General features: G+C 37.6%; 14 protein-coding genes. 10 read left to right on the plus strand and 4 right to left on the minus strand.

Annotation, left to right across the window (positions count from 1 at the left end; all coding sequences use genetic code 11):
• The first annotated feature begins 1 nt into the window (after position 1).
• The 7 genes from AC59HC_RS18245 (at position 2) to apaG (ending at position 9,221) form a co-directional block, all read left to right on the plus strand.
• Entirely contained in the window at positions 2–1,408 is a 1,407-nt protein-coding gene (locus tag AC59HC_RS18245; protein ID WP_227944333.1) for a glycogen synthase, read from the plus strand.
• Between the two features lie 4 nt (positions 1,409–1,412).
• Positions 1,413–1,949 carry an FEKKY domain-containing protein gene (locus AC59HC_RS18250; protein WP_202840724.1) on the plus strand — a complete coding sequence of 179 codons (537 nt, stop codon included), beginning with the start codon at positions 1,413–1,415 and terminating at the stop codon, positions 1,947–1,949.
• 14 nt (positions 1,950–1,963) lie between these two features.
• The gene (locus tag AC59HC_RS18255; RefSeq protein WP_110010295.1) at positions 1,964–3,232 is read left to right on the plus strand and encodes a glucose-1-phosphate adenylyltransferase; all 1,269 of its coding nucleotides are present in this window, start codon (positions 1,964–1,966) and stop codon (positions 3,230–3,232) included.
• Positions 3,233–3,476: 244 nt separating this feature from the next.
• Positions 3,477–4,517: an SRPBCC domain-containing protein gene (locus AC59HC_RS18260; RefSeq protein ID WP_343640496.1), complete on the plus strand. Its 1,041-nt coding sequence runs from the start codon at positions 3,477–3,479 to the stop codon at positions 4,515–4,517.
• A gap of 125 nt (positions 4,518–4,642) precedes the next feature.
• Entirely contained in the window at positions 4,643–7,459 is a 2,817-nt protein-coding gene (locus AC59HC_RS18265; RefSeq protein WP_137905963.1) for a 2-oxoglutarate dehydrogenase E1 component, read from the plus strand.
• 39 nt (positions 7,460–7,498) lie between these two features.
• Positions 7,499–8,752 (plus strand): 2-oxoglutarate dehydrogenase complex dihydrolipoyllysine-residue succinyltransferase, encoded by a 1,254-nt coding sequence (odhB, locus tag AC59HC_RS18270; protein WP_110010291.1) that lies wholly within the window; start codon positions 7,499–7,501, stop codon positions 8,750–8,752.
• 79 nt (positions 8,753–8,831) lie between these two features.
• Positions 8,832–9,221, plus strand: coding sequence for a Co2+/Mg2+ efflux facilitator ApaG/CorD (gene apaG, locus AC59HC_RS18275; RefSeq protein ID WP_062675055.1), 390 nt, complete (start codon positions 8,832–8,834; stop codon positions 9,219–9,221).
• Positions 9,222–9,287: 66 nt separating this feature from the next.
• Here apaG and AC59HC_RS18280 read toward each other — a convergent pair whose 3' ends face one another.
• The 3 genes from AC59HC_RS18280 to AC59HC_RS18290 all read right to left on the minus strand — a co-directional run bounded on the left by AC59HC_RS18280 (position 9,288) and on the right by AC59HC_RS18290 (position 11,906).
• Positions 9,288–9,842, minus strand: coding sequence for a 3'-5' exonuclease (locus AC59HC_RS18280; protein WP_202840719.1), 555 nt, complete (start codon positions 9,840–9,842; stop codon positions 9,288–9,290).
• A gap of 195 nt (positions 9,843–10,037) precedes the next feature.
• Positions 10,038–11,015, minus strand: a complete 978-nt coding sequence (locus tag AC59HC_RS18285) for a glycosyltransferase family 2 protein (protein WP_496559122.1) — start codon at positions 11,013–11,015, stop codon at positions 10,038–10,040.
• A 6-nt stretch (positions 11,016–11,021) separates the two neighbouring features.
• Complete coding sequence (locus tag AC59HC_RS18290; RefSeq protein ID WP_202840717.1) at positions 11,022–11,906, minus strand: lysophospholipid acyltransferase family protein; 885 nt, start codon at positions 11,904–11,906, stop codon at positions 11,022–11,024.
• A gap of 81 nt (positions 11,907–11,987) precedes the next feature.
• Here AC59HC_RS18290 and AC59HC_RS18295 point away from each other — a divergent pair, with 81 nt between their 5' ends.
• The gene (locus AC59HC_RS18295; RefSeq protein ID WP_202840716.1) at positions 11,988–12,560 is read left to right on the plus strand and encodes a thioredoxin family protein; all 573 of its coding nucleotides are present in this window, start codon (positions 11,988–11,990) and stop codon (positions 12,558–12,560) included.
• A 106-nt stretch (positions 12,561–12,666) separates the two neighbouring features.
• Here the strand turns inward: AC59HC_RS18295 and AC59HC_RS18300 are convergent, their stop codons facing one another.
• Positions 12,667–14,028: an aldehyde dehydrogenase gene (locus tag AC59HC_RS18300; RefSeq protein WP_343643508.1), complete on the minus strand. Its 1,362-nt coding sequence runs from the start codon at positions 14,026–14,028 to the stop codon at positions 12,667–12,669.
• A gap of 190 nt (positions 14,029–14,218) precedes the next feature.
• Here AC59HC_RS18300 and AC59HC_RS18305 point away from each other — a divergent pair, with 190 nt between their 5' ends.
• Together AC59HC_RS18305 and AC59HC_RS18310 are read left to right on the plus strand one after the other, a co-directional pair.
• Entirely contained in the window at positions 14,219–15,898 is a 1,680-nt protein-coding gene (locus AC59HC_RS18305; protein WP_343643509.1) for a phage tail-like protein, read from the plus strand.
• A gap of 17 nt (positions 15,899–15,915) precedes the next feature.
• The gene (locus tag AC59HC_RS18310) at positions 15,916–16,425 is read left to right on the plus strand and encodes a phage tail-like protein (RefSeq protein WP_496559123.1); all 510 of its coding nucleotides are present in this window, start codon (positions 15,916–15,918) and stop codon (positions 16,423–16,425) included.

Below are 16,425 nucleotides of genomic sequence, written 5' to 3' on the forward strand. Positions count from 1 at the left end.
AATGGTTATTTATCATTTAAGTACAGAATGTTATCCCGTAGCAAAAGTAGGCGGTCTGGCAGATGTGGTGGGAGCGTTACCAAAATATCAGAATAAAATAGCAGGAGTAGAAGCCAGAGTGGTAATGCCGTGGTACAACAAATCCTTTGTATATGATCATGAATTTGATCTGGTTTTTGACGGATTTATTCATCAGGCAGCCAATATGCTGCAGGTTCAGGTATTGAAAGAGAAGACCAATGTTCTGGGATTTGAGCTGTATATGGTAAGAATTCCGGGATTATTGGACAGGGACAACCCTTATGGATACCAGGATGAAAACTTCCAGTTTCTGGCTTTCCAGCATGGCGTTTTGCATTGGCTTTCTGCGATGAAAATCCGTCCTGATGTACTGCATTGCCATGATTATCATACCGGTCTGGTTCCTTTTATGGTAGAAAACTGTTATGAATTTGAATTCTTAAAAGGAGTAAAAACAATAGGAACTATTCATAATGGCGAATATCAGGGCATGATGAGCTGGACTATGGCACAATATATGCCTTCTTTCGATGCATACAAATGGGGACTGATGGATTGGAACGGATTGATGAATCCTCTGGCCAGCATGATTAAATGTGCTGATGCTTTTACCACTGTTTCGGAAGGATATCTTGAAGAACTCTTTATCAGCTTCCGCGGACTGGAAAGCCTAGTTCGTCAGGAATTCGGAAAGGCATATGGAATCATCAATGGTATTGACACAGAAGTCTGGAATCCTGAAACCGATCCGATGCTTGATTTTAATTTTAACAGTACCAATGCAGTCGCTCAAAAGAAAAAAAATAAAGAAAATCTCTGTAAAGAATATGGATTGAAACCCGAACTTCCTTTATTCGCATTTATCGGAAGATTCGCAACAGAGAAAGGAGCAGATCTGCTGCCGGATGTTGTATGGAGAAGCATTAAGCAGAGTTATGGCGCTTTAAATATTATGATTCTCGGATCAGGGAACACCTATATAGAAAATAAACTGAAAGAATACGATTATACGTACACCAATTTTGCATTGGATCTCGGATATAAAGAGCATCTTTCCCATAAGATATATGCCTCGGCAGATTTTCTTCTGATGCCTTCAAGAGTAGAGCCATGCGGACTGAACCAGATGTATTCCATGAGATATGGCACCGTTCCTGTGGTAAGATATACAGGAGGGCTCAGAGATACGGTAGAAGATATTTCAACAGGTGGAGCAGGACTGAACTTTACTTATCCGGGTGTAGATGATGTTGTACATGCCATGAACAGGGCATTGGCGATTTATAATCAAAAAGGGGTTATGGAAGATCTTATCCATGCCAATATGAATTTTGATTTTGCATGGGAGAAATCTGCAGAAAAATACATAGCTTTATATAATAGCTGATAGAGTGAAGATTTTCGGATTTCTTTCTGTGATAATGTTTATGCTGTTTTCATGTAAAGAAGACAGAGGAAGCTATCATGGAGGTTATTATTGGATCTATGGCTATGGTCTTCCGGCAACGGAAAGGTATGAAGCGATGGCTGCTATTTCCGAAAAATGGAAAATAAAGCATTACTCTGTAGGTGAATGTCTGGTAGAACCTGAAGAGATGAAGAGAATAGATGCTCTTAATAAAAGGACTTATAATGCCATAGAAAGAAAATATGGGAAAGGCTGGAGAGAAAAGTATCGTAAAGATGTCGACGGCTTTGTAATGAAGAGTGCTGATGTGATGGATGTACTTATTACAAATCCGTTCTTCAGCAATGAACTTAAAAAATATAATATTGAGATCTATAACCTGGATAAAGAGGTTTTAGTATTGAATGATAAAGATGAGTTTCGGGTGACTGTTTATAAAAACGAACTCCAATATGAAAACAAAGAATGCTTTAAAGTAGCAGTAAACACTAAGAACAGAACAGTAAACTTAATAAAATAAAACGCAAGATATTTATGAATCGAAATGTAATCTCTATTGTTTTAGGAGGAGGCAGAGGAACAAGATTATTCCCGTTAACGTATACGAGATCTAAACCGGCTGTTCCTATTGCAGGAAAATACAGACTGGTAGATATTCCTATCTCAAACTGTCTGAACTCAGGATTGAATAAAATTCTGGTGTTAACGCAGTTTAATTCTGCTTCTCTCAATTCACATATTAAAAATTCTTATCACTTTGACATCTTCAGCAAAGGCTTTGTCGATATTCTGGCAGCCGAGCAGAATGTGGAAAATGATAGCTGGTACCAGGGAACTGCAGATGCTGTCCGCCAGTCGATGAAGCATCTTGAAAAATATGATTACGACTATATCCTGATTCTTTCAGGAGACCAGTTGTATCAGATGGATTTCAGGGAAATGCTGGACTTCCATATTGAAAACGGAGGTGATCTCACTATCGCTACCATTCCGGTCAATGCAAAAGATGCCACCGGTTTTGGAATTTTAAAATCCGATGACGAAGGGAATATCACTTCTTTCCATGAAAAACCGGATTTTGATATGCTGGCAGGCATGAAATCTGAAGTTTCAGAAGAAAATAAACGCACCGGAAAAGAGTTTCTGGCTTCCATGGGGATCTATATTTTCACAAAGAATATCCTTAAAAAGATGTTTGATGAAGGGGCAGGTGATGATTTCGGAAAAGATATTATTCCAAGTTCCATTGGAAAATATAAGACATTAAGCTATCAGTATGAAGGCTACTGGACGGATATCGGAACGATTGAATCTTTCTACGAAGCCAATCTTGACCTCTGCCTTGATCTGCCGCAATTTAACCTTTTTTCTTCATCTCCGATCTACACCAGAGCAAGGATGCTTCCGCCGTCAAAAATCAATGGTTCCTATGTAAGCAAAGCTGTTTTTGGAGATGGATGTATCATCATGGCAGATAAAATTGAAAATTCGGTGATTGGAAACAGAACCAGAATTGACAAAGGAAGTACCATCGTAAACTCCTACGTTATGGGAGCTGATTTCTACCAGAATACGACAGAAATCGTCATCAATGACAGAGGAGGACGTCCGAATATGGGAATCGGAAAATACTGCTATATAGAAAAAGCAATCCTGGATAAAAACTGTTATATTGGTGACAATGTGAAGATTATCGGTGGAAAACATATTCCGGACGGAGATTATGGAACCTATTCTGTTCAGGATGGGATTGTGGTAGTAAAGAAAGGGGCTGTTATTGCACCGGGAACACATATTGGATAGGAGAATGGAAGTAAGAAGATGGAAGCTGGAAGTTATGAATGTCGGAATAGAAATGTTAGTTTTTCATAAGAAATCCTGACCTATTTTATTTGTTTGAAGAATTTTTCAATCAAAAATCGGGTAGCAATATCTGTCAAATAATAACTTCCCGCTTCCCGCTTATAACAAGGTTAATTATTGTTAAACATATAATCAGAGTGATCAGCATATTGTTCACTCTTTTTATTTGTATTATTTTTGTGCGATGCGTATTTTTAAAATCTTAGCGGTAATCATTATTCTTTTGGGAGGAGCGTATGCTGCTTCCATGTATTATTTTGTAGATGAAAGTAAAAACTTTACGATTGAAAAAGAGATCGATTATCCTGTGGATAAGGTTTTTGCTCAGTTTAACAACCTTCAGAATTTTACAAGATGGAATAACTTTTTTACCAGTTCACCCTCTATAGATATTGATTATTATACGCCTTACGAAGGACAGGGAAGTGCCATCAGCTATGCGGATCCTAAAAATGATACTGATGGAGAAATGTTCATCAGATATGAGAACCTCAATAAAACGTTGAAATACCAGCTTTTTGAAGATAAAAACGAAAATCCGACATTGGTTGATGTTAAATTCAAACCAGTTTCTGCAGAAAAAACAAAAATTATCTGGTATGTTCACACCCCCAAATTAGCGGTCTGGAGAAGAGTGCAAAACTTCTGGACTGAAGACCGTTTTGCTGAAAATATCAACAAAAGTATGGTGAATCTTAAAAATTCTTTAGGAAATAAAGTAGAAAAAGATAACCAGATGGCGGCTATCAAATATGATAGTCTTATGGTGGAAAATGAAGAAGACAAACTTTTGTTGGGAATTAATGTAAGTACTTCAAACAAGAAAGATGCTCTTTACAAAAATATTGTCATGAATTATAATAAAGTCTATAATTTTGTGACGATGGATCTCGGGAAAAGAGACGATGAATTCGGGTACCCGATCCTGATTACTGACGCCGATAATTACAAAGACAAAGAGGTTTCTTATTTCCTCGGAATTCCACTTTCCAAGAAAATCGGAGTGTCTGATAATAATTTCAATTTCAGGTCCGTAAATCCGTCTCAAAATTATGTAATTTACTACAAAGGGAGCTACGAGGGGCGAATTCGGGCCATTCAGCAGCTCATTCAGAAAGCCAAAAAAGACGAGATGCGCTTCGGAGATATCCGTCAGACCTTTATTGAACGTCCTATGGAAGGTCAGGAGGTGAATGTTAAGCTCTCATTATCAGTGTATAAGTGATTTTTTTTTAATTTATTTTTTCTTAAGTTTTTTTAACGGTTTCAGACTGTTCTAACTCGGTTTTTTTTATTAAATTTGAAGATTAATTCTACAAATAAATTTTAATAAATAGATAAACTGTAATAATGGACAGATTTTCATTCCTAAACGCAGCTCATTCTCAATTAATTGAGGATTTATACCAACAGTACTTAAAATTCCCGGACTCTCTTGAACCATCATGGAAAGCTTTCTTTCAAGGCTTCGATTTTGCTTTGGAGAACTACGGAGATGACGATAACACTCAATTTATTCAGGCTTCAGCCAATGCTGCCCCGGCAGTTCAACAACAGATTTCTCAGGCAGTATCCAACGGAGAAGTTCCTGAGCATATCAAGAAAGAATTTAAAGTAGTAAACCTTATTGAGGCTTACAGAACGAGAGGACACCTTTTTACAAAGACTAACCCGGTTAGAGAAAGAAGACACTATACCCCTACTTTAGACATTGAAAACTTTGGACTTTCTAAAGAAGATTTAAATACAAAATTCAACTGTGCGGTTGAAACCGGAATGAAAGAGCCTGCTACGCTGGCAGACCTTATCAAGCACCTTGAAAACATCTACTGTGATTCTATCGGAGTAGAATACATGCACATCAACAACGTTGAGGAAAAAGATTTCATCAAAAGATGGCTTCAGGTAAATGAAAACCACCCAAGTCTTTCTGCCAACGAAAAAACAGAAATCTTATTAAAATTAAATCAGGCGGTAGCTTTTGAAAACTACCTTCACACAAAATTTGTAGGACAAAAAAGATTCTCGTTAGAAGGAGGTGAAACATTAATCCCTGCTTTAGATCAGCTGATCTCAAGATCTTCTCAGTTAGGAGTAGATGAAGTAGTATTAGGAATGGCTCACAGAGGTAGACTGAATGTTTTGACTAACATTTTCGGAAAATCTTACAAGCAGATTTTCTCAGAATTTGAAGGAAAAGAATTTGAAGAAGATGTATTCTCAGGTGACGTTAAATATCACTTAGGATCATCTAAAAAGATCAAAACAGCTTCCGGAGAAGAAGTGTCCATCAACCTTACTCCGAACCCGTCTCACCTTGAAACAGTAGCTGCTTTGGTAGAAGGTATCTGCCGTGCAAAAGTAGATGACAAATACAAAGACTATTCTAAAGTATTGCCAATCATCATCCACGGTGATGGAGCTATTGCCGGACAGGGTATTGCTTACGAAGTGGCTCAGATGATGACTTTGGAAGGATACAGAACTGGAGGAACAGTTCATATCGTTGTGAATAACCAGGTTTCATTTACAACGAACTATATGGATGCAAGATCTTCAACATATTGTACAGACATCGCAAAAGTTACAGAATCTCCGGTAATGCACGTAAATGCTGACGATGCTGAAGCGGTTGTTCATGCTATCCACTTTGCTGCTGACTTCAGAGCGAAATTCGGAAAAGACGTTTATATCGACCTTTTAGGATACAGAAAATATGGCCACAACGAAGGTGATGAGCCAAGATTCACTCAGCCTAACTTATATAAAACCATCTCAAAACACCCGAATCCAAGAGAAATTTATAAAGATAAATTGCTTAAGGACAGCATTACTTCCAACGATGTAATCGCTAAAATGGAAACGGAATTTAAAGCGCTTCTAGATAAAGATTTTGATGCTTCAAAAGAGATTGAGAAAAACGTTATGGATGTGTTCATGGCTGAAGATTGGGTAAATTATCCAATTGGTAAGAGAGGAGCGGTTCAGTCACCGGTAGATACAAAATATGATCTGGCGAAACTGAAAGAACTGGCACTTAAAATGTCTACACTTCCGGCAGATAAAAAGTTCATCAATAAAATTACAAGACTTTTTGAAAACCGTATCAAAGCTATTGAGGCAAACTCATTAGACTGGGCGTTAGGAGAGTGGTTAGCCTATGCAACACTTCTTGTAGAAGGTCACAATGTAAGAATCTCCGGAGAAGATGTGGAAAGAGGTACATTCTCTCACAGACATGCTGTAGTAAAAACAGAAGATACAGAAGAAGAATACATCCCGTTAAGACACGTTTCTGAAAACAGATTTGATGTATTCAACTCTCACCTTTCAGAATATGGTGTACTTGGTTTCGACTACGGATATGCAATGGCTTCTCCAAATACATTAACCATCTGGGAAGCTCAGTTCGGAGATTTCGTGAACGGTGCTCAGATTATTGTTGACCAGTATTTAGCAGCTGCAGAAGAAAAATGGAAAATCCAGGACGGATTGGTGATGTTATTGCCTCACGGTTCAGAAGGACAGGGAGCAGAGCACTCTTCGGCAAGATTGGAGAGATTCCTTACCCTTTGTGCTAATGAAAACATGGTAGTAGCCAATATTACTTCACCTGCCAACTATTTCCACTTATTGAGAAGACAGTTGAAATGGGCGTTCAGAAAACCATTGATCGTAATGAGCCCTAAATCTCTGTTGAGACACCCTAAAGTGGTTTCTCCGCTTGAAGATTTTGCAAACGGTGCATTCCAGCCGGTATTAGATGATCCTGCTGCAGATCCTAAAAAAGTAGAGAAATTAGTTCTTTGTTCAGGTAAACTGTACTTCGAATTATTAGCGAAGAAAGAAGAACTGAACTGTGAAAACATTGCTTTGGTAAGATTCGAGCAGTTATATCCGCTTCAGACAGATGCTATTGAAGCGATCTTCAACAAATATGAAAACAGAAAACAACTGGTGTGGGCTCAGGAAGAACCTGAAAACATGGGGGCATGGTCTTATATCCTGAGAAACTTCAGAGATACAGGAATTCAGGTAGTTGCTCCGGTACCAAGCGGTGCTCCGGCTCCAGGTAGCCACAAAATGTTTGAGAAAAACCAGAATGCAGTGATCAACAGAGTTTTCGACAGAGATGATGCTCCTGCAAAAAGACCCGTTACAGCTTAATTTAAATAATAATCAATTAAAAAATAAAAAATACTCGATATGTCAGTTTTAGAAATGAAAGTTCCTTCACCGGGCGAATCAATTACAGAAGTTGAAATTGCAACTTGGCTTGTAAAAGATGGTGATTATGTAGAAAAAGATCAACCTATCGCCGAAGTGGATTCAGATAAAGCAACTCTTGAATTGCCTGCAGAACAAAGTGGTGTTATCACTTTAAAAGCAGAAGAAGGTGATGTGGTACAAGTAGGTCAGGTAGTTTGTTTAATTGATATGGATGCTAAAAAGCCGGAAGGTGCTGCACCTGCTGCTGAAGCTCCAAAACAGGAAGAAGCTCCGAAAGCTGCTGAACCTGCTAAACAGGAAGCTCCAAAACCTGCTGCTCCGGTAGCTGCGCCACAAACTTATGCAACAGGAGCTCCATCTCCGGCTGCTAAGAAAATCCTTGACGAAAAAGGAATGGATGCTGCTCAGGTTTCAGGAACAGGAAGAGACGGAAGAATTACTAAAACTGATGCTGAATTAGCAGCAGTGCCTGCATTAGGAGGAAGCCCTCTTACTGCAACAGGTTCAAGATCTACTACAACTACTAAACTTTCAGTTTTAAGAAGAAAAATTGCTCAGAGATTAGTTTCTGTGAAGAATGAGACAGCGATGTTAACTACTTTCAACGAAGTTGACATGTCTGAAATCTTCAGATTAAGAAAACTATATAAAGAAGAATTTGCTCAGAAACACGGAGTTGGACTTGGTTTCATGTCTTTCTTCACAAAGGCCGTTACAAGAGCATTGCAAATGTATCCTGATGTAAACGCATCTATCGATGGTGATTTCAAAGTAAACTATGATTTCTGCGATATTTCAATTGCGGTTTCAGGTCCTAAAGGATTAATGGTTCCTGTATTGAGAAATGCAGAAAACATGTCTTTTAGCGCTGTTGAAGCAAACATCAAAGATCTTGCTACTAAAGTAAGAGATGGTAAAATTACAGTTGACGAAATGACTGGTGGTACTTTCACCATTACAAACGGTGGTACTTTCGGATCTATGATGTCTACACCAATCATCAACCCTCCGCAATCTGCAATCTTAGGAATGCACAACATCATCCAGAGACCGGTTGCTGTTGACGGACAGGTAGTAATCAGACCAATGATGTATGTAGCTATGTCTTATGACCACAGAATTATCGATGGTAAAGAATCTGTAGGATTCCTTGTAGCGGTAAAAGAAGGTATCGACAACCCTGTTGAAATTCTAATGGGTGGTGACGAAAGAAAAGGCCTTGGATTATAGTTTTTAATAAAATTATAACATAATATATGATCTCGCCTTAAAAAAGGCGAGATTTTTGTATTTATTAAGAAAATACTACATGATGTTTTCAAAAATGACTTCCAATATCAAAGTTTCAGTAATACCTGAATATGATAGTAAAAACAGTTATCCTTCCGAAAACCGTTACGTTTTTAAATACAATATCACGATAGAAAATGACGGAAGCTTTCCTATCAAAGTATTGAAAAGAAAATGGTTGATTTTTGATGTCGGATTCGGGTACACAGAAATTATAGGCGACGGAGTGATCGGATTGACTCCCGAGATAGGAACCAATGAAAATTTTGCTTATTTTTCCAATGTGATGCTTCGTTCCGGAGTAGGGAATATGAGCGGGAAATACCTGGTTAAAAACATGGAGACACAGGAAACTTTTGAAATTGATATTCCAAAATTCAATCTGTTGTCTGAAGTGTTGAGTAATTAATAACAGATGTCCTGTCAGAAAGTACAAGTTTTTACAAAGAAGCCGGGTTCTATTGTTTGTAGATAACTAAAGCTTTTTAATTTTTGCTTTCATATACTCATTTACTTCATCATTACTGGTGAGGAAGAGTTTTTCAAATGCCAGTAAAGATATTTTGGCACATACCTCCGCATCAGCTCCTGCTCTGTGATGGGTAAAATCAATTTGATGATATTCTGCTAATGGCTTCAGCCCATATTTCGGAAGATAATTCCATGATTTTTTTGCAAGCTGAATACTGCAAAGATAGTTCAAGTTGGGAGTAAACATTCCGTAATGCTGCAGGCATCCCCTTAAAACAGAGGCGTCAAACCCTGCATTATGAGCAATCATAAGACTTCCGTACATCATATCCTGAGCTTCATACCATATTTCATCAAAGGTAGGGGCGTCTTTTACATCCTCCGGCTGAATTCCATGCACCGCAACGTTGAATTTACTGAAATAGGGAAAACTCGGAGGTTTTATCAGCCAGGTCTTTGTTTCTACAATTTTAGAATCCTGTACGATACAAATTCCCATCTCACACGCTGAACTTTTCTCGTGTGTTGCCGTTTCAAAATCTATTGCACAGAAATCCATTGTCTTAAAATTATAATTAGTTGTGGGATTGCGAGTTGTTTTTTGTTGTTGGTTCTCTGGTTTAAGGTTTTGAACTTAAGATTGATTAAAGTTATAAATTTTTACTCTAATAAATCCTTAGTTCACAATAGGTAAGAAAGTCGTAATTTTCAATCAATCCCTAATCCCTAATCCCTATTTGCAACCTATAACCTCTCATCTGCCACCTAAAAAATGCTTAAAAATCAGCCATTTTGATTGATAAAAAACCTTCTTCTGATGGCTTTGACGAAGTTTCCAAGTTCCCGGAATGTGACTATAAAACGCAAAGTGTGCTCTCAATACAGCCCACATATGGGAAATGCCATACTTAATTCCAAAATATACTCCGGCAATACCATCTAAACATAATCTGAAAAAAATCACCCAGATTACCTGTGAAAAGGGAAGATTTTTAAGCAGCATAGAAAGATTGTTTCTCATATTTAAATAAGTCTTCTGTGCACTCTGCTTGTTGAGTGTTCCACCACCTACATGATAAACTTTGGATTTTCCTGTATAATAAATCTTTTTCCCCGAATTGATAAGCCTCCAGCAAAGGTCAATTTCTTCCTGATGGGCAAAAAATCTGGCATCAAAACCATTCTGCTCCCAAAAATCTTTTGAACGGATAAAAAAGCAGCATCCTGATGCCCAGAAGATCTCCGTTTCGTCATTATACTGACCTTTATCTTCTTCCAGGTCATCGAAAACCCTTCCCCTGCAATATGGATATCCAAGGTTGTCAATCAATCCGCCGGCAGCTCCGGCAAATTCGAAATAACTTCTGTTATGAAAAGATAAAATTTTGGGCTGTACTGCGGATATAGCTGGATTGTTTTCTAACAATTCCAACACAGGTTCTGTCCAGTTCTCAGTAACTTCTACGTCGGAATTGAGAAGACAGTAATATTCATATCTGATGGATTTCAGTCCTTCATTATAGCCGCCTGCAAACCCATAGTTCTTATCATTTTTAATAATATGTACTGTGGGAAAATTCTTTTGTAGAAACTCAACAGAATCATCCGTAGAAAGATTGTCTATCACATAGATGTCCGCATTCTGAGAAAATTGAACTACACCCGGAAGAAATTTCTCAAGCCAGTTTCTGCCATTCCAGTTTAAGATGGCAATTGCCAGTTTTTTCTGCATGTCAACCTATTTTTTTTCGGAATCAAAATTTTTGATAGAGTCCTGATATTTCCATTTTCTATGTGACCAAAGGTAGTTGTCAGGATGTTTATGTAAAGTGTTTTCCAGTAATTTATGAAATTTTCTCACGACCTCATTTTCTGTAAACTTTTCACCATCCGGATATATTCTGTGATAATTAACCTGATAATAACCCCGTTTTACCTTTTTCATTTCACAATAGATGAACACAAGGTCCATTCTTGTGGCAAGCCTGTCATAGCCTATAAAAGCAGGAGTACGTTGATTTAGAAATTCTAATCCGTAAGTGACATGAGCGTGGTGAGGCGTTTGGTCAGCGACAAACATATACGCTGAGTCACCGTTGTTTTTAGATCTGAAAATATTCAGAATAACCTCATTGGCTTCCAATGCTTCGTTTCCAAATTTGTTCCGGACTTTCTTCATCTGATTTTCCCAGAAATCACTGTTTACTTTTCTGTAAACGGGATGGCAGTGTGCCTGAGGAATAATTCTTGCCAGTGCATTGATCCATTCCCAATTGAAAACATGACCTGCCAAAAGAATAATATTTTTACCTTCTTCTTTAGCTTCGTGAAATAAATGCTGATTGATGTGCTGCATTCTCACTCTGGATTCTGTTTCAGAAATGCTGAAAGATTTAATCGTTTCTACCAGATAATCTGAAAAATTAAGGTAGAATTTCTTTCGGATCTTTTTAATTTCTTCTTCAGATTTATCCGGAAAAGAGTTTCTAAGGTTTTGAGTAATAACCTCTTTTCTGTATCCCACAATATAATAATTCAGGAAGAAGATAACATCCGAAAAAACATAGAGTATTTTCAGCGGAAGCTTTGAGATCAGGAATAATATTTTGATTAGAAAATTCATAAAACACGCAAATTTAGTGATAATAAAATTATGGTTCTATTTTTGCTGAGGGATATATGTTATTTTTTTTACTTTTATATTATGAAAAAATTGATAATATTCGCTTCTCTGGGATTAAGTGCTTTTGCTTTTTCACAAGAAGTAAAGAATTCGCCTGATAACGGAAAACAAAAAACAGCTCTTATAGTGCCTGCAGAACAGGCAAAATTAGAGGCTCAGAAAAAGGCAGCTGAAGAAAAGGCTAAGCTTCCTAAACCTTATGACCCAAAAGCAGATGCTCAGGCTGATATTAATAAACTGGTTGCTCAAGCTAAGAAAGAAGGAAAGAATGTGATGATCCAGGCTGGTGGAAACTGGTGTATCTGGTGTCTTCGTTTTAATAATTACGTACAGACTACTCCTGAACTGAAGGAATTAGTAGATAAGAATTATGTATACTACCATCTGAACTTTTCTCCGGACAATAAGAATGAAAAGGTTTTTGCCCAGTATGGAAATCCGGGTGAAAAATTTGGTTATCCGGTTTTTATCGTTTTGGATAAGGATGGGAAAATGATTAAGGTTCAGCAAAGTGATGTTCTGGAAGAAGGAAAAGGGTACAGTAAAGAAAAAGTAAAAGAATTCTTTACTACCTGGGCCCCAAAGAAAGGATAAAAATATAAAACTGCTTCAGAAATGAGGCAGTTTTTATTTTTGTGCATTGATTTATAGATATGTTATAATACAAATAGTTAAATCTGTACAAATATAACCTTCAGCATTACATTAATTTCTTTATCCAGCTTAATTTTTTCTCTGAATAAGGCGGATATTTGATATTCGGTTCTCCCCAGGTTGCTTTTTCAAGAACTGCTTTTGGGTGTGAAAAGGTTTCGAAACCATATTTTCCATGATAATTCCCAATTCCTGAATTGCCTACGCCTCCAAAAGGAAGATGATCATTACTTAAATGCATCACTGTATCATTGATACAGCCTCCTCCAAACGACAATTTACGGGTGAAGTTTTCTTTTTCTTCCGAATCATTAGTAAAAAGATAAGCGGCCAGCGGTTTTTCAAGTTCTAGAACAGAATTAAGAGCTGCATTGTAATTTTGAAAACTGATGACAGGCAAGAGAGGTCCAAAAATTTCTTCCTGCATAATGTCATCATTCCAGTCTATATGATTCAGAATAGTGGGTTCTATATAGAGTTTTTCTTCATCAAAATTTCCTCCTGAATAGATTTTTTCTTTATCAATAAGACGTACCAGGCGTTGAAAATTCCTTAGGTTAATAATTCTTGTATATTGTTCAGAGCCATGATCATATTTGAATTCTTTAATATATTTTCTGAGCATTTCCAGAAACTGCTCCTGAATGGTTTCTTCCACCAGGAGGTAATCTGGAGCTACACACGTTTGTCCGGCATTGAGGAATTTTCCCCACACAATTCTTTTGGCAGCCATTTCGAGATTGGCATTTTTTGTAACAATAGCCGGAGATTTTCCACCCAGTTCCAGGGTTACAGGGGTTAGATGCTCTGCAGCTGCCTTGTAAACAATCTTTCCGACTTTCGTGCTTCCGGTAAAGAATATTTTATCAAACCTTAGTTTTAAAAGAGCTGTGGTTTCATCAATACCACCTTCATACACATACAGGTATTCAGGCGGAAAGTTTTCATTAATGATTGCTGCCATTGCTTTCATTGTATTCTCTGCTATTTCACTAGGCTTCAGAATACAGCAGTTTCCGGCAGCCATTGCTGCAATAATGGGAGAAAGTGATAGCTGATAAGGATAATTCCAGGCTCCGATGACGAGTACACAGCCAATCGGGTCAGCGTAAATTTTACTGCTTCCCAGTTGGTTGACAAGATTGGTTCTGACTTTTTTAGGCTTTGAAAGGGATTTTAAATTTTTGATATAATAATTAATATCATTCAGAATAAAAGACAATTCTGTGGTGAAGGTGTCAAATTTTGATTTTCCAAAATCCTTGTTAATAGCCTCATACAGCATATTTTCATGAAAAATAATAAGGTTTTTAAGCTTTTCAAGATACATTTTCCGGAAAGCAAGGCTTTTGGTTTGTTGTGTTTTGAAAAAATCTCTTTGCTTCAGTAGAATACTCTCAATTTCCATCGGTGACTTTTATAATATTGAACGTTCTTATTTTCAGGATCGTATAGGTTGGAAATTTATTAATAATAATTAAATATCGATCTAAATAAAATCATTTTATATTATTTTTTAATTAATTTAATGATAAATATTATAAAAATCATTATTTGGTGATAAAAATTTTGTAGTTTTATTTATATTAAATTTAAGGATGAGAAAGTTACTCTATTTATTCCCTTTATTTTTTTATTATTTCAGTTACGCACAATGTACAGGCTGCGGTGTTCAAAACCCTACCGATCCCAATTATCATTTTCCTGATAATACAACAGTCTGCTTTACTTCCGATATGACATTCAATAATCCGACGTTCGGGACAAATGCTAAGATTTGTATTGCTTCCGGTGTTACCTTGCAGTTTCAGAATAGTATAAGCGGAGCGGCAAATGCTCCTGTAAGCCTTGAAGTGCATGGAACACTCAATTTTAATCAGACCATAACGAGTGTTGCTAATCTCAACGTTCATGTTTATAATACCGGGAATATAGCAGTAGGTGGAGGGAATGGAAATCTCACCATAGACGGACAGATCAATGAAATTGTCAATGAAGGACTTATAGAAATGGGAGTTTTGCAATTAGGGGATAATTCCACCAATAAGATTGATAATTTTGGAAATCTGAATATTAACGGCAACCTGAATATGAGCAGCTCTGCTACCACTTTATTCCGGAACGAAGGAGGCGGATTGATATTTATTGGTGGTAATTACGGGAATAACGAACAGAGTGTGTATGTCAATTGTGGAACCATTATCTCTCAGAACGGATTTAATATTAATGGCGGTAAAATTATCAATACTGGAATTTTTACAGTTGGGGGAGATATTAATTTGTCCGGAAGCAGCAGCGAAATTTTTAATTTTGGACTTTTTACCTCTACGGGAAATATGAATAATGCCCCTGCTGATGCTGTAGTTTATAATGAAGGAGAACTGGCGCTGAACCAGTATCAAGGGGGAAATGCTGCCATTCAGGGACCTGCTTCATCCACAAAAAAAGGATATATAGTGTTGCAAAATCCTATTCAGGTGGGAAATGTGGCTGTGGGGCCCAATCTTGATTTCAGAAGAACAACAGGTGTTTCTGACCCAGGCACGGTTTTCATGAACAGTAATCCAAGTTTTCTGACGAATGTTACCTATGATTGCGCTTCTACCAACAGCTGTAGTGCGCCTCTGATCATTAATCCCGGATTTTGTCCCGCCATTAATGGAGATTTTCCTCCAATGGCAGTAGATGATACCTATACTATTGCTGCAGGAGGATCTTCTGTGGGAATTGTACTGGATAACGACTTTGAAACGTATGGCGGAGCACAGGCAACCCTTTCCAATGTTATTTTATCTCAGGTATCCACCTCAAATCCCAATATTTCATTGAATATTACGGATGGACATATTCTGGTAGCTCCGGGAACTCCTCCAGGCAATTATACTTTAGTCTATCAGATCTGTCAGACCGCTTCCCCGTCAAATTGTGACACGGCAACGGTAACTGTTACGATTCAAGGGACTGTACCTTGTTATAAACCTGCAGTTACAGCAGGAACTGTTCTTTCTACGGATTTTGGAATTACTTCATTAAGCAGGGCAGATAAAGGAGGAAACAACTGGCCGGGTGTACGAAAAGGAGCGTGGGCTGTACTGGAATCAAAAAATAAAGGTTTTGTTCTTAACAGACTTACTGATGCTCAGGTAGCAGCCATTCCACAGGCAGATCTTAAAGAAGGAATGATGGTTTACAATACCACACAAAATTGTCTGCAGGTTAATACTGACGGAACAGCTGCAGGCTGGAAATGTTTCAATACCCAAACCTGCCCGGATTAACCAAAAACTGAATAGTTATGAAAAAAATATCCTTAATCATTATAATAACAGCTTCCGGAATTTTGAATGCACAGGTTGCTTTAGGGAAAACTGTTTTAGAATCAGCTTCATCATCTATTGAATTCGGGAGTGAGAACCGCGGGCTTGTTCTTCCCTGGGTAACTAATACCTCAGGCATTCAGAATCCTGAGAATGGTACTCTGGTTTTTGATACTTCTGATATGAAGGTGAAAGTGTATCAGAATAACCTTTGGAAAGATCTTTCCGTAGATACAACAGGTATTGCTGATACAAGTCTGCAGGATAGTCTGGCAGATCAGCCTGATGCAAAAGTTTCCGTAGGAACACCATCTTCCGTTTCAGGAATTCTGGTGCTCGAGGATAATAATAAAGCCATGATTTTACCGAAAGTAGCTTCTCCTCACCTTAATATTATCTCACCTGCTGCCGGTATGATGGTTTATGATACTCAGAAAAAGCAACTGGCTGTTTTCAACGGAACAGTATGGTCTTTTTGGGGAGAGTAA

The sequence above is a fragment of the Chryseobacterium sp. DZ-32 genome, from assembly GCF_059587025.1.

What these genes read in the sequence shown, in the direction of transcription:
- AC59HC_RS18280 (WP_202840719.1), bottom strand. Translation starts at nt 9,842, where the DNA reads ATGGATTTCTGTGCAATAGATTTTGAAACGGCAACACACGAGAAAAGT.
- AC59HC_RS18285 (WP_496559122.1), bottom strand. Translation starts at nt 11,015, where the DNA reads ATGCAGAAAAAACTGGCAATTGCCATCTTAAACTGGAATGGCAGAAAC.
- AC59HC_RS18300 (WP_343643508.1), bottom strand. Translation starts at nt 14,028, where the DNA reads ATGGAAATTGAGAGTATTCTACTGAAGCAAAGAGATTTTTTCAAAACA.
- odhB (WP_110010291.1), top strand. Translation starts at nt 7,499, where the DNA reads ATGTCAGTTTTAGAAATGAAAGTTCCTTCACCGGGCGAATCAATTACA.
- AC59HC_RS18310 (WP_496559123.1), top strand. Translation starts at nt 15,916, where the DNA reads ATGAAAAAAATATCCTTAATCATTATAATAACAGCTTCCGGAATTTTG.
- AC59HC_RS18290 (WP_202840717.1), bottom strand. Translation starts at nt 11,906, where the DNA reads ATGAATTTTCTAATCAAAATATTATTCCTGATCTCAAAGCTTCCGCTG.
- AC59HC_RS18295 (WP_202840716.1), top strand. Translation starts at nt 11,988, where the DNA reads ATGAAAAAATTGATAATATTCGCTTCTCTGGGATTAAGTGCTTTTGCT.
- apaG (WP_062675055.1), top strand. Translation starts at nt 8,832, where the DNA reads ATGATGTTTTCAAAAATGACTTCCAATATCAAAGTTTCAGTAATACCT.
- AC59HC_RS18265 (WP_137905963.1), top strand. Translation starts at nt 4,643, where the DNA reads ATGGACAGATTTTCATTCCTAAACGCAGCTCATTCTCAATTAATTGAG.
- AC59HC_RS18255 (WP_110010295.1), top strand. Translation starts at nt 1,964, where the DNA reads ATGAATCGAAATGTAATCTCTATTGTTTTAGGAGGAGGCAGAGGAACA.
- AC59HC_RS18245 (WP_227944333.1), top strand. Translation starts at nt 2, where the DNA reads ATGGTTATTTATCATTTAAGTACAGAATGTTATCCCGTAGCAAAAGTA.
- AC59HC_RS18260 (WP_343640496.1), top strand. Translation starts at nt 3,477, where the DNA reads ATGCGTATTTTTAAAATCTTAGCGGTAATCATTATTCTTTTGGGAGGA.
- AC59HC_RS18305 (WP_343643509.1), top strand. Translation starts at nt 14,219, where the DNA reads ATGAGAAAGTTACTCTATTTATTCCCTTTATTTTTTTATTATTTCAGT.